The 20,414-nt window shown below is 72.2% G+C and carries 14 protein-coding genes; 7 read left to right on the forward strand and 7 right to left on the reverse strand.

What is annotated here, in order from left to right; genetic code table 11:
* Nucleotides 1-170 precede the first annotated feature (170 nt).
* Nucleotides 171-1,934 (reverse strand): putative Ig domain-containing protein, encoded by a 1,764-nt coding sequence (locus tag ACZ592_RS39175; RefSeq protein WP_471586538.1) that lies wholly within the window; start codon nucleotides 1,932-1,934, stop codon nucleotides 171-173.
* A gap of 432 nt (nucleotides 1,935-2,366) precedes the next feature.
* On the opposite strand from ACZ592_RS39175, the gene ACZ592_RS39180 reads away from it, so the two are divergent.
* On the forward strand, nucleotides 2,367-5,495 hold the full coding sequence (locus ACZ592_RS39180) for a helix-turn-helix transcriptional regulator (RefSeq protein ID WP_471586539.1): 3,129 nt from the start codon (nucleotides 2,367-2,369) through the stop codon (nucleotides 5,493-5,495).
* On the opposite strand, the gene ACZ592_RS39185 is transcribed toward ACZ592_RS39180, so the two are convergent.
* Nucleotides 5,485-6,198: a TetR/AcrR family transcriptional regulator gene (locus ACZ592_RS39185; protein WP_471586540.1), complete on the reverse strand. Its 714-nt coding sequence runs from the start codon at nucleotides 6,196-6,198 to the stop codon at nucleotides 5,485-5,487. The two genes, ACZ592_RS39180 and ACZ592_RS39185, sit on opposite strands and share 11 nt — an antisense overlap.
* A gap of 170 nt (nucleotides 6,199-6,368) precedes the next feature.
* On the opposite strand from ACZ592_RS39185, the gene ACZ592_RS39190 reads away from it, so the two are divergent.
* The 3 genes from ACZ592_RS39190 to ACZ592_RS39200 all read left to right on the forward strand — a co-directional run bounded on the left by ACZ592_RS39190 (nucleotide 6,369) and on the right by ACZ592_RS39200 (nucleotide 9,204).
* The gene (locus ACZ592_RS39190; RefSeq protein WP_471586541.1) at nucleotides 6,369-7,502 is read left to right on the forward strand and encodes an FAD-dependent oxidoreductase; all 1,134 of its coding nucleotides are present in this window, start codon (nucleotides 6,369-6,371) and stop codon (nucleotides 7,500-7,502) included.
* A gap of 127 nt (nucleotides 7,503-7,629) precedes the next feature.
* Nucleotides 7,630-8,532 (forward strand): NADP-dependent oxidoreductase, encoded by a 903-nt coding sequence (locus tag ACZ592_RS39195; protein ID WP_471586542.1) that lies wholly within the window; start codon nucleotides 7,630-7,632, stop codon nucleotides 8,530-8,532.
* Between the two features lie 102 nt (nucleotides 8,533-8,634).
* Entirely contained in the window at nucleotides 8,635-9,204 is a 570-nt protein-coding gene (locus ACZ592_RS39200; RefSeq protein ID WP_471586543.1) for a cysteine hydrolase family protein, read from the forward strand.
* A gap of 58 nt (nucleotides 9,205-9,262) precedes the next feature.
* Here the strand turns inward: ACZ592_RS39200 and ACZ592_RS39205 are convergent, their stop codons facing one another.
* The 5 genes from ACZ592_RS39205 to ACZ592_RS39225 all read right to left on the reverse strand — a co-directional run bounded on the left by ACZ592_RS39205 (nucleotide 9,263) and on the right by ACZ592_RS39225 (nucleotide 16,387).
* On the reverse strand, nucleotides 9,263-9,958 hold the full coding sequence (locus tag ACZ592_RS39205) for a ribonuclease H family protein (RefSeq protein ID WP_471586544.1): 696 nt from the start codon (nucleotides 9,956-9,958) through the stop codon (nucleotides 9,263-9,265).
* A 71-nt stretch (nucleotides 9,959-10,029) separates the two neighbouring features.
* Nucleotides 10,030-10,650, reverse strand: coding sequence for a dihydrofolate reductase family protein (locus tag ACZ592_RS39210; protein ID WP_471586545.1), 621 nt, complete (start codon nucleotides 10,648-10,650; stop codon nucleotides 10,030-10,032).
* 139 nt (nucleotides 10,651-10,789) lie between these two features.
* On the reverse strand, nucleotides 10,790-11,683 hold the full coding sequence (locus ACZ592_RS39215; RefSeq protein WP_471586546.1) for an MEDS domain-containing protein: 894 nt from the start codon (nucleotides 11,681-11,683) through the stop codon (nucleotides 10,790-10,792).
* Between the two features lie 238 nt (nucleotides 11,684-11,921).
* Nucleotides 11,922-12,233, reverse strand: coding sequence for an STAS domain-containing protein (locus tag ACZ592_RS39220; protein ID WP_471586547.1), 312 nt, complete (start codon nucleotides 12,231-12,233; stop codon nucleotides 11,922-11,924).
* Nucleotides 12,230-16,387 (reverse strand): SpoIIE family protein phosphatase, encoded by a 4,158-nt coding sequence (locus ACZ592_RS39225; protein ID WP_471586548.1) that lies wholly within the window; start codon nucleotides 16,385-16,387, stop codon nucleotides 12,230-12,232. Before ACZ592_RS39225 ends, ACZ592_RS39220 begins: the two co-directional genes overlap by 4 nt.
* A 645-nt stretch (nucleotides 16,388-17,032) precedes the next feature.
* On the opposite strand from ACZ592_RS39225, the gene ACZ592_RS39230 reads away from it, so the two are divergent.
* The 3 genes from ACZ592_RS39230 to ACZ592_RS39240 form a co-directional block, all read left to right on the forward strand.
* A complete protein-coding gene (locus ACZ592_RS39230; protein WP_471586549.1) occupies nucleotides 17,033-17,176 on the forward strand; it encodes a hypothetical protein in 144 nt (47 codons plus the stop codon).
* Between the two features lie 336 nt (nucleotides 17,177-17,512).
* Nucleotides 17,513-19,567: a DNA topoisomerase (ATP-hydrolyzing) subunit B gene (gyrB, locus tag ACZ592_RS39235; RefSeq protein WP_471586550.1), complete on the forward strand. Its 2,055-nt coding sequence runs from the start codon at nucleotides 17,513-17,515 to the stop codon at nucleotides 19,565-19,567.
* A 179-nt stretch (nucleotides 19,568-19,746) separates the two neighbouring features.
* A partial coding sequence (locus tag ACZ592_RS39240) for an ATP-binding protein (RefSeq protein WP_471586551.1) occupies nucleotides 19,747-20,414 on the forward strand: 668 nt, incomplete at its 3' end.

Below are 20,414 nucleotides of genomic sequence, written 5' to 3' on the forward strand. Positions count from 1 at the left end.
GCTCCGCGGGCGGTCGATGGCGCCCTGCGGGCAGCGTTCGGCGTCGGCGCGGGCATGTGCGTGCTGCAGGGGGCGCCGACTCAGTGCCCCGGTCGCCAGCGTCCACGTCAGGACGGCGGGCCGCCGCCCCCGGACCCCGCGGACCGGAGACGGCGGCGATTTTCACGGGGTCAGGACCAGACCGTGAAGGTCGCGGAGACGGAGGCCTTCTTGCCCGCCGCGTCCGTGACCGTCAGTGTCGCGTTGCGGAAGCCCCAGCTCGTGGGGGTGCCCGAGATCACGCCCGTGGTCGGGTGGACGGCGAGCCCGGCCGGCAGGTTCGTGGCGCTGAAGGTGTACGGGGCCGTGCCGCCGGTGGCCTTGAGCGCCACGTTCACCGGCTTCCCCACGTACGCGTTCTGACTCCCGGGGTTGGCGAGCTGCGGAGAGCCCGTGCCGGGCGCGGTCACCTTCCACGAGAAGGACGTGGACCCCTTCTTGCCGGCCGCGTCCGTCGCGGTCAGCGTCACCTGGCTGGTGCCGGCGGTCGTCGGCGTGCCCGAGACGGTGCCGGTGGACGCGTCGACGGACAGCCCCGCGGGCAGGCCGGTCGCGGTCCACGTGTACGGGGCCGTGCCGCCCTCGGCGCTGTTCCGCAGTTCCACGGGGGTGCCGGTGGAGCTGTTCTGCGCGGACACCGCGGAGACCGTCACCCCGCCGGGCTGCGGGTCCGAAGTCGCCAGCTGGGCGCCGAACTTGGAGAGGGCCTCGTTGACCGGCTGGAAGATGGTGTACTTCTCGCCGCTGCCACCGCTGCACGTAGCGCTGCCGCCGCCCGAGTGCAGGCCCACGGCCCGCCCCCCGGCCGCCGTGACGTAACTGCCGCCCGAGTCACCGCCCGCGGAACAGGCGCTGGAGTAGGACAGCCCGTCGATCACCACGTTGCCGTAGTCCACGCTCTGGTTGACCTTGGTGACCTCGCCGCACTGGTAGCCGGTCGTCTGGCCGGAGTGACAGATCGCCGTGCCGACGACCGCTTCGGCGGAGCCCGTCACGGTGATGTCGCCCTGGCCCCAGCCGGCGACCTTGGGCGCCAGCGACCAGCCGGACTGGTCGACGTCGACGATGCCCATGTCGCCCTCGCGGGCGTTGACCGAACCCGAGCCGTTCTTGTTCGACGTGCCGACGCGGGAGCCGTCCTTGCCGTACGCGGCCTGGTTGACGTCGTTGGTGCAGTGCCCGGCGGTGAGGAACGCCTTGCCGTCACCGCCGGTCCGCGTCACGGGAAAACCGATCGAGCAGGGTGATTCGCTGCCGGGCGTCCACTTCTCGCCGCCCACGACGTCGCCGCCCTGCTGGCGGGGTGTGTCGTGCGACTCGACGACCCGTATGAGACCGCCGAGAGAGGCGAGTTGCGTCCGCAGCTTCTTGGTGGCCGCGGTCGACGCGGCGGGATCGACGACCACCTCGACCCGTCCTGTTCGGGCGTCAGGGCCCCACGACCGGACGCCGGGCACCCCTCGGCTCCATGCGCCGACGGTCCGCGCCGCCGACTCCGACTCGGCCCGGGTGCTGTTCACTTGGTGCGGGACGGCTCCGGCGGCCCGCACCGCCTTCGCGGCCCGGTCCGTGGTGACGGCGGCGTGCAGCCGGCCGTCGGAGGCGTCGAACCAGAGAGCCGTGGCGCGGTCGCCGACCGTGGCGCGCACGGCGGTCGCGGCGCGCTGGGCCCGGGTCTCCTCGGCCAGGCGCTCCTGCACGCCCTCGGCATCAAGGCCGAGGTCACGGGCCAGGGCGGCGCGGAGTCCGGCCGGCAGCGGTGGCTGGGCCGTCGTGCCTGGTGACGGCGTGGGGGCGGCGGCGTGTGCGGCCGGGACGGGCACGGCGGCCAGTCCGGCGAGGGCCGCCGCGGCCACGAGGCCGGTCAGGATCGGCCGGGGGGAGTGAGAGCGCATGGGGGTGTGTTCCTTTCGGCGTTCAGGGGACCGCTGGTGACGGGCATCAGCGGAGGTGTGGTGCCGTCCGGGCGGAGTGGGGAAGTCGGTGGGCGTACCGCCCAGGACACGAGGGGTGCTGCCCGGGACGGCCACAGCGTCCTGGCGGCGGGACGGCGGCGGTATCCGGGAAGGCCCCTGTCATGGGCGCTCCGGTACGCGGACGGGCCGGATCGGTGAACGGACGCCGTGCGACGTGATGCACGGCGCCGGCGCTTTCCGGGCCGGGGCGAAGCCGACGCACCGCACCGTTCCGCCGGCGCCGTACGTCGAGCTCGGCGACCCTGGCGGAAGGGCGGGCATGTCAGGGAGATCCCTTGTCCGTCCCCTGCCCTGTACGTGGGCGGCGCACGGGCGTTGTGGCGGGGCGGACCTGCGCCTACGGTGCCCGGTGTGCGAGGACGGGCGAGCGCGGACAGCGCGGCGGGTGCGGACGACGACGGCTGGGCCGCCGTGGTCCGCGGCGCCGCCGCGCTGTTGGAGCGCCACGGGCGGCTTGCGGTGAGCGGTCCGTGGGGCGCGGGCAAGAGCACGTTGCTGGACGCGCTGGCCGAGCGGGCGACGACGGCGCCGGGCACGTCGTCGGCGCGACGCTGCCTGCGGGTGCGTACGCAGGAAGGCGACGCGGAGGTGCCGTACGGCGCGCTGGTCCAACTGCTCAGCGCGGCCGAGGCGGGGGGTGGCGGTACGGATGACGCGGTGCGGGCGGGGCATCCGGGAGCGGCCAGCGGGCCGGGGCGCTCTGCCTCGGATCCCTCCGAGCGCGGCTCGGACCGTTCCGCCCCGTACGACGGAGGACCTGGCCCCGACCTCCGCGACCCGCACGGCACGGATCACGGCTCCCCCTGCTGCGACCCGCAGAGCTCCAGCCGTACGACCGATCGCGCGGCGGCCGCCCTCCCGCTCCCGGAGGGCGCCACCACCGCGCTCCTCCACCGCGACACGGCATCCGCGCGGACCTCAGCGGCGCCGTCCGCCGCACGGGCACCCGACAGAAACCGGGACGGCACGCGCCGCCTCACCCGGCCCTCCGTGGGCGTCGACGATCCCCTGCGGCTGCGCGTGGCTCTGACGCGTCTGCTCGACGAAGGCCCTCCGGTGCTGCTCCTGATCGATGGCGCGCAGTGGCTGGACCCCGCAAGCGCCCACCTCATCGGCTACGCCGTCCGCACGCTTCCCCCGGCGCGCCTGACCGCCGTGGCAGCCGAACGCACCAGCGGCCACCCGGCAGCCGCGGCCGCCCTGCTCGGCGGACATCCGACGGTGCTGCCCGTGGCGCCCGCGGACCTCGCGGAGACGGCCGCGGCCTGTGCGCGCCTCGGGCTGCCCGCGCGCTGGGCGGCGCCCGTCCACCGCTACTGCGGCGGGCACCGGGCCCTGCTGGACGCATGGGTCCGGTGCCGGCCCGCTCCCGCAAGGACCGGCGACGCGGACGGCCGCCCCGGGCCGCCCGAGCCACCGAGGCAGGTGCGCGATCTCGCCGCCGCCTGGCTCGCCTCCGTACCCGCCGGCGTCCGCGCCACGCTCCAGGTCGCGGCGCTGGCGGGCACCTGCGACGCGGATCTGCTGCGGCACAGCGGGCGGCGCGAGGCCGAGGACCACCTCACCCACGCGCTCGACGCCGGACTGCTCACGGCGGAAACGGCCACGGTCGGCACGGGACACGTCCCGGCGGGGGCCGCCCCGGCCCACCGTTTCGCGGCGACCGCCCTGGCCGACGCCGCGGCCGCCACGGTGACCCGGGAGCGGCGCACCGCGATCCACCGGGCCCTGGCCGCCTGCTCCCACGACCCCGTCGCGCGCGCCCTGCACACCGCCCTCGCCCAGGAGTCCCCCGACCGCGCCGTGGCCGAGGACACCGCGCACGCGGCGGGCGCGGCACGGGCCGCCGGTGAACGCCCGCGCGCGGCCGAGCTGTTGTTCCTGGCCGCCCGCCTCACCCCCGCCGACCGCCCCCACCTGCGTCTCGACCGCCTCGCGGAGGCGGCGCGGGAAGCGACGGCCGCCGGATCCGCCACCCTGACCCGCCTCGCGGCGGACCGGATCGTGGCGGAGCACGGCACCTCCGCACAGCAGGTGCACGCCCTCCTGGCGGTCGTCGACGCGCACGGCCAGGACACGGCAGGCACCCGGCCCCTGCTCGCCACCGCCCGCAGGACCGCCGCTGACGACCCGGCGCTGCTCGCCGCCGTCGAACTGCGCAGCGCGGTGCAGGAGAACATCTGCGGCGACGACCTCGCCCGCGCCCTGCGCCACGCACAGGCCGCCACGGTCCTGGCCGAGCGGTGCCGCGCCATTCCCCTGGCGGCCGCCGCGCTGACGATGACCGCCCGGATGCAGCGCGTCCTCGGCTGTCTCGACGAGGCAGCGGCCGCCCTCGACCGCGCCCTGTCCCTTGCCGTGCCGCCGACGCGACTGGGGATACGCAACAGTCCGCAGTACCTCGCCGCCCGCCACGCGGTGTTCGACGCCCGGCTGGGCGAGGCCCGCTCCCTCCTGCTCCAACTGGTGCCCGCCGCCGAGGAGTCGGGGGAGGCGGAAGACCTGGTGGACCTGTGGCGCAGCCTCGCCGAGGTCGACGCGGGACGCGGGGCCTGCGGCCAGGCCCTGCACTGGTCGGCCCGCGCCGTCGACCTCACGGCGGCGGCCGGACTGTCACCAGGACCCGCCTGGTACACCGCGGCACTCGCCGAGACGTGCGGCGGCAGCTTCACCCACGCACTGCGCCTCGCCGCCCACGGTGTTAGGGCCTCCCGCGAGGAGCGGGACGCGCTCCACACGGCGCGCGGCCTGTGGATCCTGGGAGCCGCGTTGTTGCACACCGGCCGTGTCGAAGAGGCCGCCTCGACGCTGACGGAGGTCGCGGAACTGGAGTCCCGCTCGGGGGCCGCCGATCCCGCCGTGCTGCGCTGGCAGGGCGACACGGTGGAGGCGTACGCCCTCTCCGGGCGCACGGGAGAGGCCCGCGACCTGCTGGAGCGCATGCAGGAGCAGGTGGGTCCACATCCCGCGCACGCCGCCCTGCGCGCCTCGCTGACCCGGTCGCGCGGGCTCTGCCGGCACCTCGAAGGCGCCGTCGAAGAGGCCGCGGAGCTCTTGGAGGACGCCGCGTGCGTCTTCGGCGGGCTGGGCCTGCCGGTGGAGGAGGGGCGCACGCACCTGCTGCGCGGCCGTGTCGAGCGGCGCCGCCGACGTGCCGCCGCGGCCCGCGCCGCATGGGAAACGGCCCGCGTGCTCTTCGAGGACGCCGAGGCCCGCCCCTGGGTCGCGCTCGCGGACGACCACCTGTCCCATCTGACGGGCCACGTGTCCGCGCCGAGCGGTGTGCTGCCCCCGGCCGCGCAGCGTCTGACCGGGCACGAGCTGCGCCTGGCCGAGCTCGTGCGGGCGGGCGCCACCAATCAGGAGGCGGCCCAGCAGATGTTCATCTCGGTCAAGACGGTGGAGACCGTACTGAGCCGCATCTACCGCAAGCTCGGCATTCGCTCCCGGACCCAGCTCGCCGCCGCTCTCACCGCGTGACGGGCGGGTGGAGTGCGGTGATGCCGGCGAGGATGAGCGTGATCCCCGCGAGGAACTGCTCGTGGTCGTCGTGGTCGCGCATCTGGTCCGCGACCTCCCGGACGAAGGGATAGTCGTCGGGGTCGAGTTCTTCCCACGCGCCGGAGACGGTGTCGAGGAACTCGCCGCGGTCGGCGTCGGATCCCAGAGCGCGGCCGGCCGCGGAGTTGGCCGCGTTCTGGCCCGCGGCGCCGAGGATGTAGTGCACCAGCGCCGAAGTCGCCGTGAACCAGCCGTTCTTGGGCACTCCCAGCGCACGGACCTGGCGCCCGACGCTCTCGAAGATCCGAGGTGCCACGGTCCGTGCCGGGCTTCGGGAGAGCTGCGTGGCGAGTTGGGCGGCGAGCCACGGGTGCTTCTCGACGGCGTCGAAGAGGCCGAGCGCGACAGCGTGGATCCTCTCCCGCGGGGCGTCCGACGGCGACGCCGTACCGATGGCCAGCGCGCCGGCGATGACGGCTTCGGCCGCGGCGCCCAGCAGCTCGTCCTTGTTCGCCACGTGCCAGTAGATCGCCCCGGGCCCGGTGGCCAGGCGCTCGGCCAGTGCCCGGAACGTCAGTTTGCCTTCGCCCGCCGCGTCGAGCAGCTCGATCGCGGCCTCGACGATGCGCTCGCGGGAGAGGGGTTCCTCCCGGCGCTCGGGCCGACGCGTTCTGGTTGCCATGCGGTCATCCTGACACACGCCTGGAACGCTGTTCCAGCTTGACAATCATGGAACACCGTTCCAGTCTGAGTGGAACGACGTTCCAGAGATGTTCCGCGGCGGAACCCGCGCCGCCCTCACCCGCAGGCAGGCATCACGGAACAGATGTGCACCACGAAAGGGGATCCACCATGACCACCCACGTAACGATCATCGGAGCCGGCCTCGGCGGCCTCACGCTCGCCCGCGTCCTGCACGTCCACGGCGTTCCTTCCACCGTCTACGAGGCGGAGGCTTCGCCGACGGCGCGCTCGCAGGGCGGAATGCTCGACATCCACGACTACAACGGCCAGCCCGCCCTGGAGGCGGCCGGCCTGATGGAGGAGTTCCGCAGCCTGATCCTGGAGGGCCGCGAAGCGATACGGATCCTCGACACGGACGGAACCGTCCTCTTTGAGAAGGACGACGACGGCACGGGCCGGCGCCCCGAGGTGCAGCGCGGCGAACTGCGACAGATCCTCCTCGACTCGCTCCCCGCGGGCACCGTTCGATGGGGGCACAAGGTCAGCGCCGTCCGCCCGCTGGGCGAGGGCCGCCACGAGGTGACGTTCGCCGACGGCGCCACCGTCGTCACCGGCCTGCTGGTGGGTGCGGACGGCGCCTGGTCGCGGGTCAGGCCGCTGCTCTCCGGCGCCACACCCACGTACACCGGCAGGTCGTTCGTCGAGACCTTCCTGTACGACAGCGACGCCCGGTACCCGGCCACCGCGAAGGCGGTCGGCGGAGGCTCGTTCTTCGCGCTCGCTCCGGGCAAGGGGATCCAGGCCCATCGCGAGAAGGACGGCACCCTGCACACCTACGTGGCGCTCGGCGAGACGCAGGAGTGGTTCGCCGCCATCGACTTCACCGACGCCGAGGGAGCCACCGCCCGGGTGGCGCGGGAATTCGACGGCTGGGCCCCGGAGATCACCGCGCTGATCACCGCCACCGACACCGCGCCGGTGCTGCGCCCCCTGCACACCCTGCCGACCGGACACCGGTGGGAACGCGTGCCCGGGGTCACGCTGGTCGGTGACGCCGCCCACCTCGCGGCCCCGAACGGCGAGGGCGCCAACCTGGCCATGCTCGACGGCGCCGAACTCGGCAAGGCGCTCGCCGCGCACCCCGACGACGTCGAGGGCGCCCTCGCCGAGTACGAGGCAGCCATGTTCCCGCGCGGCGCCGAAGCCGCCACCGACGGCAACGAACTCCACGAACTCCTCTACGGCGACGACGCGCCCCACGGCCTGATCACGGCGTTCACCGCGGGAGAGGAGCTCTCCTGAGCCACCGGGACGGACATCGGAGGTTCCGCACCGGTGGATCATGGTGTGGCACAGTCGCGGACGTAGACATCACGTGCGGGCGTGCGCGGAGCACGCGCGAGGCCCCGAGCCCCGAGTGGAGACAGAGATGAAGGCAGTCCGTTTCGACCGGTTCGGCGGCCCGGAGGTCCTGCGGCTCGCGGATGTCCCCGACCCGCATCCGGGGCCGGGGCAGGTCCGGATCGCGGTACGCGCGGCCGGCGTCAACCCGAGCGACTGGAAAAAGCGCCAGGGCTTGATGGAGGAGGGGCTCCCGCAGTCGCTGGGTCACGAGGCGGCGGGCATCGTCGACGAGCTCGGCGAGGACGTCAGGGACGTGGCCGTCGGCGACCGCGTGTTCGGCTTCACCGCCGAGGAGGGAGCCCAGGCCGAGCTGGCCGTGCTCGCCCACTACGCGCCGATCCCGAGGTCGCTCGACTTCGCGGGCGCCGCCGCCCTGCCTGCGGCCATCGAGACGGCCACGCGCGCCCTCGACCAACTCGGCGTCACACGCGGCAGCACGCTCCTGGTCAACGGAGCCTCCGGGAGCGTCGGCAGCGCGGCGGCCCAGCTCGCCGTGGCGCGTGGCGCCCACGTGATCGGCACGGCCAGCCCCGTGAACCACGACTACCTCCGCTCGCTGGGAGCGGCCCCCGTCGCCTACGGCAAGGGTCTCGCGGGCCGGGTCCGCGCCCTCGCTCCCGACGGCGTGGACCTGGCGCTCGACGTCGCGGGCAGCGGTGTACTGCCCGAGCTCATCGAACTCTCCGGCGGCGCCGACCACGTCATCACGGTCGCCGACTTCGCCGGAGCGGAGGAACACGGGGTGCGCTTCAGCCGCGGGGACGCCGGGCGCGCGGTCCACGTGCTCGGCGAGATCGGCGGGCTCGTCGAGTCCGGAGGCTTCGCGCTGCCGGTCGCGCGGGCCTTCCCGCTCGCCGATGTCGCCGAGGCCCACGACGTGAGCGAGCACGGCCGTGTGCGCGGGAAGCTCGTCCTGCTGGTCGACTGAGCTCCACCGGGGCCCTGTTGACCATCGTATGATCGAGGCCACCGGAGTGGCCGCCCCGCTGATCACGGGGTGCGGGACGGCAATGCCGGACGGGAGCCTCGTATGACCACCGCACTGATCGTCGGCGACATCCAGCACGGGATAACGGGCACCTATCCGTTCACCAGGCGCGTGGTGCCGCCGCTCACCGAACTGATTCCGCGCGCCCGCACGGCCGGCGCCCTGGTCGTGTTCGTGCGCTTCGCCTTCCGGGCCAACGGGACCGACGTGCCGCCGGGCAACGCGATGATGAAGACGTTCTACGAATCCGGGGACACCTTTCACGAGGGATCAGCCGGAACCGAGGTCGCCCTGCCGGTCGCCGACGAGGACGTGGTGGTGCTGAAGCGGCGCGCCAGCGCGTTCGCCGGCACCGACCTCGACCTCGTGCTCCGCGCGCACGGCGTCGGCGACCTCGTCGTCGCCGGCGTCGCGACCAGCGCCATGGTGGCCGCGACCTGCTACGACGCGGCAGACCGCGACTACGGCGTGACCGTGCTGCGCGACGGCTGCGCCGACAGCGACGAAGCCATGCACGACTTCTTCATGGACACCGTCTTCCCCAGCCGGGGTTTCCAGGTGATGCCCTGCGCCGACTGGCCGGGCACCGGATCGCCCTCCACGCCCGCGTAGCGGCAACCGGCCAAAAGCTCGCGGAGACGCATAGACGCACCCGCGAGCTCCCGCGGCGTCACGCGCCGGCAGTGTCCCGACAGTCGGGGTGGCCCCAGCCGTTCGCGTTCTTGGCGATCTTCTCCCCGGCGGCGTACGGCTTCTGGCAGTGGCACCGGCCGGGGAACTTGGCCTTGATGACGGCGCCCGAGGCGGAGCCCTTCGCGCGGCCCGCGGCCTTCTTGGGGGCGCGGCTCGTGGCGGAGCCGGTCATACGCTCCGCACGCGGTTCGGGGATGTCCCGCGCGCCGTGGGCCGTGCCCGCGGGCTGCTGGCTCGTCGCCGCGTCGCTGGCCGCGACATCGGCGATCGCGTTGAGGTGATCGCCGTCCACCTGGTGTGCGGCCACGTGCCGGAACGTCACCGCACGGCCCTGCAGCAGCGCGTCGATGCGTACGACGAGCTCCTTGTTGGCGACCGGCTTCTTCGCCGCGGTCTGCCACCCGTTGCGCTTCCAGGAGGCGATCCACTTGGTGACCGCGTTCATCGCGTACTGACTGTCCATCCGCACCTCGAGCGGCACCGCGGGGTCGGTCGACTCCAGCAGCTCGGCCAGCGCGGACAACTCGGCCACGTTGTTCGTGGAGTGGCCGAGGGGACCGGCCTCCCAGCGCTGCGGGGTGCCGTCGGCGTCGGCGACCACCCAGGCCCAGGCCGCGGGCCCAGGGTTCTTCTTGGCCGCTCCGTCGCAGGCGGCAATGATCAGGTCAGACATGCCCCGATGATTTCATCCGGCGCCGGGTGCTCGGGACACCGCAGGCCAGGGACACGGCCGACGGCCACCGCTCAGGCCGTCACGCGGTAGGTCACGTGCGTGACCAGGCTCGCGCCCCGCGACGACACCTGCTCAAGCCCCAGTGGCGGAACGCCCTCGAACAGCCGCGTCCCCGCGCCGAGCGTGAACGGCACGATGTGCAGCCGCAGCTCGTCGACCAGGCCGGCGGCGAGGTACTGGTTGACGGTGCTCGCGCCGCCGTGCACCGCGACATCGCCGGCACCGGCCGCCGCACGTGCCCGGTCCAGCGCCGAGGCGATTCCGTCGGTGACGAAGTGGTACGTGGTGCCGCCGTCCATCGGCTGTGGCTCGCGCGCGTGGTGGGTGAGGACGAAGACCGGGGCGTGGAACGGCGGATCGTCGCCCCACCAGCCGTTCCACTCGCGATCCCACGCGCCGCGCACCGGGCCGAACATGTTGCGCCCCATGATGAAGGCCCCGGCGGCGGCCAGCCGGTCGATCTCGGCCCGGTTCTCCTCGGGCGTGTCGAACATCCAGGCGTGCAGCCTGCCGCCCGAGCCGTCGCCGCCGTCGTCCCCGAAGGGGCGTTCCTCGCTCTGGTCGAGCCCGGCCGCGTACCCGTCGGCCGAGACCGTGATGTCGCAGATCACCTTGCCCGCGTGTCCGCTCATGGCGCCCGCCTCCTCGTGCTCGTGGCTCGTGGCGACCCCGCCCGTCGGCGCGGTCTGCCTCCCAGCATCCGCCTGTGAGACCTGTTCCGGCTCGCCGAACCCGGCTGACCGCAGGCACGGCTCGTATCCGGTCGACGCGTCACACGTCCGCACCCGGCGGACGCACCGTCAGGGCCGTGCCGACCTCCCAGCCGATCACCCGGATCACCTCGCACAGCGTCGGCGCCAGCTCCACGACGTGCAGGCGCCGGCCCGGCGCGAGGTTCTCGGCCGCCCGCGCCAGCGTGCGCATGCCGGCGAGGTCGATGAACTCCAGCCGGCTCATGTCCACCCACACGTCCCCGGACCGCCGTGCGACGGACTCCAGGGCCAGCGCGAGGGCATCCGTGGTGTGGTAGTCGATCTCGCCCTCGACACGCAGACAGGGCTGCCCGGCACGGAACTCCGGTACGAGACTCAGGGTCGGTGTGGTGTGGAACGGCTCGAGCCCCACCACGTTGGGGTGGTGGTGGTCGAGCCGCTTCATCTGCTCGGGGGTGAACCGGCGGGCGTCGTACTGACAGACGGCCGAGGCCCGCTGCCCGGCGAACACCGCGTTCACCTTCGTCTCGTACTCCTCCAGGTGCGCCACGCCCGTCTCGTCACCCAGCGCCCACCCCATCTCGCCGCTGACCCGCAGCCCGGAGAAGCCGGTCGCCAGCGCGGTGCGCACCTCGTGGTGCAGCCGCTCCACCGTGGCGTCCGGGTCGAACCGGCCGGCCGTCAGATAGCCGTCCCTGGTGTTGGCCACGGTCAACTGACCGCGCTCCGCGGCCGCGTTCGCCGGTACGCCGGCCCTCTCGAGCCAGGCGAGCACCTCCGGCACGGGCCGCCGCTCCGCGAAGTACGTCACCTGCTCGCCGCGGTCGAGACCCGCCGAGAGATACGCACCGATGAGCCGCTGTCGCACGACGTCGTCGTCGAACAGCAGACACAAGTGGTGGCCGTGGCCCACCTCCTGGATCGGCCGCTCCCGGAACCTCGCTGTGCTCACCCGCACTCCATACTGTCGCCACCCAGCACGGCGCCGGGTGTGCCGACCGGACCCACCGGCGATTCACCCCCACGCCCCGCCATACTGGCACGCCCGCCCACCGGGCCGCAGGCCTTCCGAACGCGGCCCCCATAACGGCCCGTTGACTCGTGGATGATCTTCGTCATCAGGTACGGACCTTCGCCGGCGGCTTCGAAACGGAGCGCCACGGAGCGTGGTGGGGACGCCGTCCCGGCGGTCAGTCCAATGGTGAGGAGGCCCCGTCGGGGCCGCGCACCGTGGCCAGTTCGCCCAGCCCGGAGACCTGGATCAGCGAGGTGAGGAGGTCGGGGACGATCAGGTCCAGGCGCTCGGCGTGCGCGAACAGGACGTTCAGGCCCGCGCTGTCGAGATAGCCGACGGACGTGAGGTCGACGACGACACGGCCGGACACGGCCACGATCGCTTCGTCGAGGGTGCCGGCATTGGTCATGTCGATCTCACCCGCCGCCGTCAGCCGGTGGGTGCCGTCCGGGAGGCGGCTCGCGGAGAGGAGCAGATGGGTGGTCATAGCGAAATCCTCGCGCGCATGTCGACGACGGTTCCGGAAACGCCGGGGGTGATGGTGACTTGCTGCATGAGTGCGCGCATCAGCATGATCCCTCGGCCGCGGTGCATGCTGGCCTCGGGCTGCGGTGTGCGCCACTGACCGGAGTCGATGACGGTCAGGCGCATGTCCTCCAGAAAGACCTCGGCCCGCAGACGGATGACGTCGCCCGGGGCGTTGCGGTGGCCGTGCTCGATGGCGTTCGCGCACGCCTCCCCGGCGGCGATCAGGATGTTCTGGCTGGTGGTCATGGGGATCTCGCACCGGTGCAGCCAGGTGCGCAGGGCGTGTCGCACGGGCGCGAGCTGGGAGGACTCCGCGGGGAAGGCCAGGGTCAGCGGACTGGGGTGGCGGTAGAGCAGCAGCGCGACGTCGTCGTCGTAGCCGTCCGCCGGTGTCAGTCGGCCAAGGACTTGTGTGGCGAGCTCTTCGACCGGGAGGTGCCGTCGGCTCCGTACGACCTCGCCCGCCTCGTCGATGCCGTCGCTCAGCCTTACGCCGCGCCGTTCGACGAGCCCGTCGGTGTACAGCATCAGGGTCGCTCGCGCGGGCAGGGTGCACTCCGCCTCGGGGCGGCTCCTGCCGGGCCGGACGGCGAGCGGCAGCGAGCGCGCCCCGTCCAGCTGGCGCGAGGTGCCGTCGGGATCCGCGAGGATGCCCGGTGGATGCCCTGCGGTCGAGTACACGAGCCGCCCTGTGTCGGGATCGAGTACCCCGCAGAAAACGGTGGTGCACATGGCGCCGGGCAGGTCGGCGGCGAAGTGGTCGAGCGCCATCAACGTGCCCGCGGGGCTCGCGTCCTGCAGCAGCAGGGCCCGGCAGGCACTGCGCAGCTGCCCCATGACGGTGGCCGCGGTGAGGCCGTGCCCCACGCAGTCGCCGACGACGATGCCGATGCGGCCGTCGGGCAGGGTGAGCGTGTCGTACCAGTCGCCGCCGACCTCCAGGGGACGGGTGGCGGGCTCGTAGCGGACGGCGAACCCCTCCGGCAGCCGGGACGGGCCGAGGATCGCGCGCTGCAGGGCGATCGCGGTCTCGCGCTGCTGATCGATCTGATGGGCCCGGGTCAGCCCCTGGGCCAGATGTCCCGCGAGCAGGGAGAGCAGCAGCTGGTCCTCCTCGGTGAAGGGGCGGTCGCCGAGGTCGATCCAGACGACCATCGGCCCCTGGGGGTGCTCCAGGACGACGCCGGCTCCGGCGTCCCCGGGAACCGGGATGAGGGCGGGGCGTCGGCGCAGGGCGTGGATCGCGTCCCGGCGTTGCTCGGGCAGCTCGTGCCAGGTCACCGCTTCGGTGGCGGTGAGGGTGGGCTCCTCAGGCCGGTCGAAGACGGCCGCGAGGACACCGCGCGCCTGCCACAGGGCCCGCAGTTCGTCGAGCGCGCCCGCCAGCGTTTCGGACAGGCTCGTGGCCCGGGAGAGGCGGGTGCTGAGCGAGGCGAGGGCGCTCTCCCGCTGGATGGCGTAGTGCTCGGCGGTGACGTCGCGCAGGGTGCCGACGGTGACCCTGCGTCCGGTGTCGGGGTCCTGGGCCTGGGCGTAGGTGACGGTCGCCCACAGCCGGTGCCCGTCCCGGTGGGTGACGGGCACGGTGCGGGACCCCTTGCCGCCGCCGCGCATCGATCTGAACGGGTCGCCGGCCGGCCCGTCGGAGTCGGGGGTGGTGTCCGCCGCCCACCAGGGGTGGACCGGCGCGTACGGCAGGCCTTCGGGTCCGTAGCCGAGCAGGTCCGCGAAGGCGGCGTTGATCTCGATGACCGCCCCGTCCTGGTCGCAGACGAAGAACGCCTCCTGCAACGAGTCCACCAGCGCGGTCCGCCACCGCGCGTGATGGCCGCGCAGCCGCGCCAGCTCGACGTTCGCCCGGGCCCTGGCGAGCAGCTCGGCGGCGGCGAACGGCTTGACCAGGTAGTCGTCCGCGCCGGCCTGCAGGCCCTCGATGGACGCCTCCTGCCCGGCCCGCGCCGACAGCAGCAGGACCGGCACCGAGGCCGTGCGGGAGTCCTCCCGCAACACGCGGACCAGTGAGAGGCCGTCCAGGCGGGGCATCATGACGTCGCTGATGACGAGGTCGGGGGCGTCGGTGCGAACGGCGTCCAGCGCCGCCCGTCCGTCGCTGACGGCGTCGACCCGGTATCCGGCGCCCGTCAGGAGACGGCTCATGTACTCCCGCATGTCGGCGTTGTCGTCGGCGATCAGTACCCGCGCCGAGGGGGGCGCGGTGGCTCCCGGCGCCTGGAACATCCCCTCGGCCGTGGCCGCGGCGAGGCCCGTGGTGAAGTCGGCGGGCTCGGAGGGCAGCCAGCGCAGCGCCTCTTGTACGTACGGATCGGCCGAGGTCACTCCCGTACGGTTGTCGCCCCCGGGAGCGATCGCCGTCGTGGGCAGGTGGCCACTGCCGAAGGGCAGCCGGATCGTGAAGCGCGTGCCGTCGCCCTCGGTGCTGTGCGCGGTGATCGTGCCGCTGTGCAGGGTGACCAGCTCCTGCACGAGGGCCAGGCCGATGCCGCTGCCCTCGTTGGACCGCGCGCGGGTGTTCGGGATGCGGTGGAAGCGCTCGAACAGTCGCGGTATCTCGTCGGCGGGGACGCCGACGCCGGTGTCCTCGACCGTGACCAGCGCGTGCGTCCCGTCGACGCGCACGGCGACACGGATGGAGCCGGTGAAGGTGAACTTCAGCGCGTTGCTGAGCAGGTTGAGGATCACCTTCTCCCACATGTCGCGGTCGAGGAGGACCGGCTCGGGGAGCGGCGCGCAGTCGACGTCGAAGGTGAGGCCCGCCCTGTCCACGGCCGAACGGAACACGCTGGCCAGCTGCGCGGTGACGGTGGCCAGGTCGACGGGTTCGAATACGGCCTGCATACGGCCCGCCTCGATGCGGGAGAAGTCCAGCAGGGTGTTGACCAGCTTGCTGAGCCGCAGCGCGTTGCGGTGGACGACCTCGAGCTCCTCGCGCATCCGCGGGTCGCTGTCCGCCGCCCGGCCGCGCAGCTCGTCCAGGGGGCCCATGATCAGGGTGAGGGGCGTGCGGAACTCGTGGCTGATGTTGGAGAAGAAGGCGGTCTTGGCCCGGTCCAGTTCGGCGAGCGCCTCCGCCCTGCGCTGCTGGGTCTCGTAGCTGCGGGCGCTGGAGATGCCGGCCGCGATGTGCCCTGCCGTCAGTTCGATGAATCCGCGGTAGCTCTCGTCGAGCGGCCGGTAGCGGTTCATGCACGCGACCAGGAAGCCGTACGGCGCGCTGCCCTGCCGCAGCAGCGGCACGACCAGTGCCTCACGGGGCGGTTCCGTCCAGTCCCCTGGGGGCGGCTCGGGCACGGCCTCCAGGTTGACGCGGGTCTGTTCGCCCCGCGCCAGGGGTGCGACGGGCCACAGCGCCCCGGGGTCGGCGCCGTCGACCGTGGCCGGTGCGGCCGGATGGCCCTCGGGGAGGCCGGAGACGCCGGCCAGTCGGGCGGTGCCGTCGCCCGCGAAGAGGTAAGTGAGCGTGAAGGGGAGGTCCTTGAGGTTCCGGCTCAGCTGACGGTCCGTGAACGTCAGCATCTCCTGCTCGGTGCGGACCACGCTCGGATCGGAGCCGAGGTCCCGCAGCGTCGCCATCCGGCGCTCTCCGATGACGCGGTCGGTGTCCTCGCTGACGACGCACAGCATGCCGACGACCGCGCCTTCGTCGTCGCGCAACGGGCTGTAGGAGAAGGTGTGGTACGTCTCCTCGGGGAATCCGGAGCGCTCCAGGAAGAGCAGCAGGCCCTCGTCCCACGTCGCCCGGCCGGTGGTCAGGACGGTGTCGATCCGGGGGCCGATGTCACCCCAGATCTCCGCCCACACCTCCCGGGCCGGTCTGCCCAGCGCCCAGGGGTACTTGCCGCCGAGGGTGTCGCGCCGGTACGCCGCGTTGCAGAAGAACGTCAGCTCCTCGCCCCACGCCATCCACATGGGGAACCGGGACGACAGCATGATGTTGACCGCGGCCCGCAGGCTCTGCGACCAGCTCTCGGGCGGGCCGAGCGGTGTCGCGGCCCAGTCCACCGACGCGAGATCCCGCCCGACCTCGACGTCGGCGGCGAACACATCGGTCCCGGCTCGCGCCGACGGCTCGCGGTGGCCACCTTCCGAACGCATCGCACGACGCCCCTTTTTAGTACTGCTGCCCCTGCTGTCCATGCCTGTTCAGCCAGTGATGACCAGCACAGCCGTCGCGGTTCGGGGTGGCGGACGCCCGCGTGCCTGTCACCTGCGGACGGTGTCGCCGGAACGACGTGCCGCCATGAATCAACAGTGCCAGAAGCGGAGGCCGGGTAGGTGGTCTTTCCCGCAACGCGTTGTGATGCCGACCTGCGGCGCAAGGCGGGGCCTCATCGCTCCTGGGGGCACCGTCGTCCCATGACGCGTCGCCGGATGGGCCCGTCAGGTGCTCCGGGGCAATGTGGTGGAGAGAGGAAAGCCATTCAGCAGTGCGACAGGTCCGGCGAAGACGATGGAATCGGGGTTCCCGGAAGTCCACACGGCGTCACAGGATGTACAGATGAATCGATTGGAGAGGCCGTCGGTGTGGCACCCGCAGACGGGGCAGGGCTCGGTGTCGTAATACGATCCCGTTGTCCTCGCCCCCTTCTCATTTCCGGGGTCCACGACGCGTCGTTGCTCCCCCTTTCGGCTCCTGCTCATCGAGTACCCCTCAATCCGCGTCGCATACGACGCGGTCACGCCCCATCCCCGGACCCGTCGGCGACGAATCACCTGTGAAGCCGATGCGAGGTGGTCGCGATGACGGACGAGGAATTCAGCGAGCTGATGGACCGGCTCCGGGCGGAGGCGCGCCGGGGCACCTTTCCCGCACCACCTCCTCCGGAGGGACGGGGCGACGCCCGCGTCGTCGCACATGCCGAGTACGGCGCCGGCGCCCACTGACCTGGCGCGGTCGACACCGGCCCGGACGGCCGGTGAAGTTCTGTGTCCCTGATCGATCTGTTCGCCCACCCCAAGCCCCCTAGGTGCCCTCCTGGCGGCCTGATGCCTGCATAGCGGTAGGGGGAGTAGCAAGTGCCCGTGCGCGGGCGCCAGAGGGCCACTCAGGGCTCTTGGCGCCCTGGTGTGCGATGGCGCGGACGGTACTCTTGGAGATGTTCCGGCCCGGAGTCCCGAGGCCGGTTCCGCCCGCGTGGGGTGACTTCGTCGTGCCCGCGAGGCGACCTCCCCGTCAGTGATCTGGCGTTTTCGGCTGCCGTGCCGAGGGCGCTGCTCGTCATGCCCGAAAAAGGAGCTTCCGTGACCGAGGCTGGTATCTCCATCGCACTGTCCACCGTGCCGGGTTCCGGTGGCGAACCGTCGTACGACGCGACCGCCATCACCGTCCTGGACGGTCTCGACGCGGTCCGCAAGCGCCCGGGCATGTACATCGGGTCCACAGGGGAGAAGGGGCTGCACCATCTGGTGCAGGAAATCGTCGACAACTCGGTGGACGAGGCCCTGGCCGGGGTGGCGGACCGGATCGACGTGACGATCCTCGTGGACGGCGGGGTGCGGGTCGTCGACAACGGCCGTGGCATCCCGGTGGGCATGCACCCCGTGGAGAAGAAGCCCGCGGTGGAACTGGTGCTCACCGTCCTGCACGCGGGCGGCAAGTTCGGCGGCGGCGGTTACGCCGTCTCCGGCGGACTGCACGGTGTGGGCCTTTCGGTGGTGAACGCCCTGGCCACGCGGTTGTCGGTGGAGATCTGGACGGATGGGCACCGCTGGACCCAGGAGTACGAGGCCGGCGTGCCGGTGGCTCCACTCTCCCGGCACGATGTCACCGCGCGAACGGGTACGTCGATCACTTTCTGGGCCGACGGGTCCATCTTCGAAACCACCGACTACTCGTTCGAGACCCTGTCCCGCCGCCTGCGGGAGATGGCGTTCCTCAACAGGGGACTGACGCTCACCCTCACCGACGAGCGGCCCGGGGCGCGGGCCACCGCGACCGCGGACGAGGCCGGCTCGGACACCGCCGAGGAGCAGCGAGCGAAGACCGTGTCCTACCGCTACGACGGCGGTATCAGCGACTTCGTCACGCATCTCAACGCCCGCAAGGGCGAACCGGTCCATCCCACCGTCATCGACTTCGCCGTCGAGGATGCCGAGCGCCTGCTGTCGGTCGAGGTGGCCATGCAGTGGAACAGCCAGTTCACCGACAGCGTCTACTCCTATGCCAACACCATCCACACCCACGAGGGCGGCACGCACGAAGAGGGTTTCCGTACCGCGCTGACGACGACCGTCAACCGGTACGCCCGCGAACGCAGGCTCCTGCGGGACAAGGACGACAACCTCTCCGGCGAGGACATCCGCGAGGGCCTGACGGCGATCATCTCGGTGAAGCTGGGTGAGCCCCAGTTCGAGGGCCAGACCAAGACCAAGCTCGGCAACACCGAGGCGCGCACGTTCGTGCAGAAGATCGTGCACGAACAGCTGTCGGACTGGTTCGACCGGAACCCGAACGAGGCCGCGGACGTCATCCGCAAGGGCATTCAGGCGGCCACGGCGCGGGTGGCCGCGCGCAAGGCCCGGGACCTGACCCGCCGCAAGGGTCTGCTGGAGTCGACGGCCCTGCCGGGCAAGCTCTCCGACTGCCAGTCCAAGGACCCGGGCAGGTCCGAGATCTTCATCGTCGAGGGCGATTCGGCCGGTGGCTCGGCCAAGGCGGGCCGCAATCCCGCATTCCAGGCGATCCTCCCGATCCGCGGCAAGATCCTGAACGTCGAGAAGGCGCGCATCGACAAGATCCTGCACAACCAGGAGATCCAGGCCCTGATCTCGGCCTTCGGTACCGGAGTGCACGAGGACTTCGACCTCACCAAGCTCCGCTATCACAAGATCATCCTGATGGCGGACGCCGACGTCGACGGGCAGCACATCAACACGCTGCTCCTGACGTTCCTGTTCCGCTTCATGCGTCCCCTGATCGAGCACGGTCACGTCTATCTCTCCCGGCCGCCCCTCTACAAGGTCAAGTGGAGCCGGGAGCACGCCGAGTACGCCTTCTCCGACCGGGAACGCGACGCCCTCGTCGAACAGGGCCGCAGCCAGGGGCGGCGCATCAAGGACGACTCCATCCAGCGATTCAAGGGCCTGGGCGAAATGAACGCCGAGGAACTGCGCGTCACCACCATGGACGTCGACCACCGCGTCCTCGGGCAAGTGAGCCTGGACGACGCGGCCGTCGCCGACGACCTCTTCTCCGTTCTCATGGGCGAGGACGTCGAGGCCCGCCGCTCGTTCATCCAGCGCAACGCCAAGGACGTTCGTTTCCTGGACATCTGACCCCGGAGTCGTGCGAGGTTTGGTCTGCCGTATTCGGAACACCACTCATATCGCTTCTGCCCGCCGAAGCTTCCTCCGCGGAAGCCTCTGTCCGACGAGACCCCCGTCCGTCGAATCTCCCCTCCGACGAATCTCCTGTTCGTCGAAATCCGCCGTCGCCGCATCGGAGGAACACCCGCATGAGCGCGTCCCGCCACTCCCCGTCCGCAGCCGCCCTGGCCGGGCCCGACACCGGCGGATCCAACTACACGGCACGCCACTTGATGGTCCTTGAGGGCTTGGAGGCCGTCCGCAAGCGTCCGGGCATGTACATCGGGTCGACGGACAGCCGGGGCCTGATGCACTGCCTCTGGGAGATCATCGACAACTCCGTCGACGAGGCCCTGGGCGGGTACTGCGACCACATCGAGGTCATCCTGCACGGCGACGCGTCCGTGGAGGTCCGGGACAACGGCCGCGGCATTCCCGTCGACACCGAGCCGCGCTCGGGTCTTTCGGGCGTCGAGGTCGCCTACACCAAGCTGCACGCGGGCGGAAAGTTCGGCGGTGGTTCATACGCGGCCTCCGGCGGTCTGCACGGCGTCGGCGCCTCCGTGGTCAACGCCCTGGCCCACCGGCTGGACGTGGAAGTCGACCGACACGGCCACACACACGCCGTCAGCTTTCGCCGGGGCACCCCCGGTGTCTTCGCCGGCGAGGGCCCCACGGCGGACTTCACGCCGGCCAGCGGCCTGCGCAAGACCGCCAGGACGCCCAAGGCTCGTACGGGTACGCGGGTGCGGTACTGGGCGGATCGGCAGATCTTCCTGAAGGACGCGAAGCTGTCGTTGGAGAATCTGCATCAGCG

The organism is Streptomyces sp. NPDC040622, assembly GCF_055593965.1.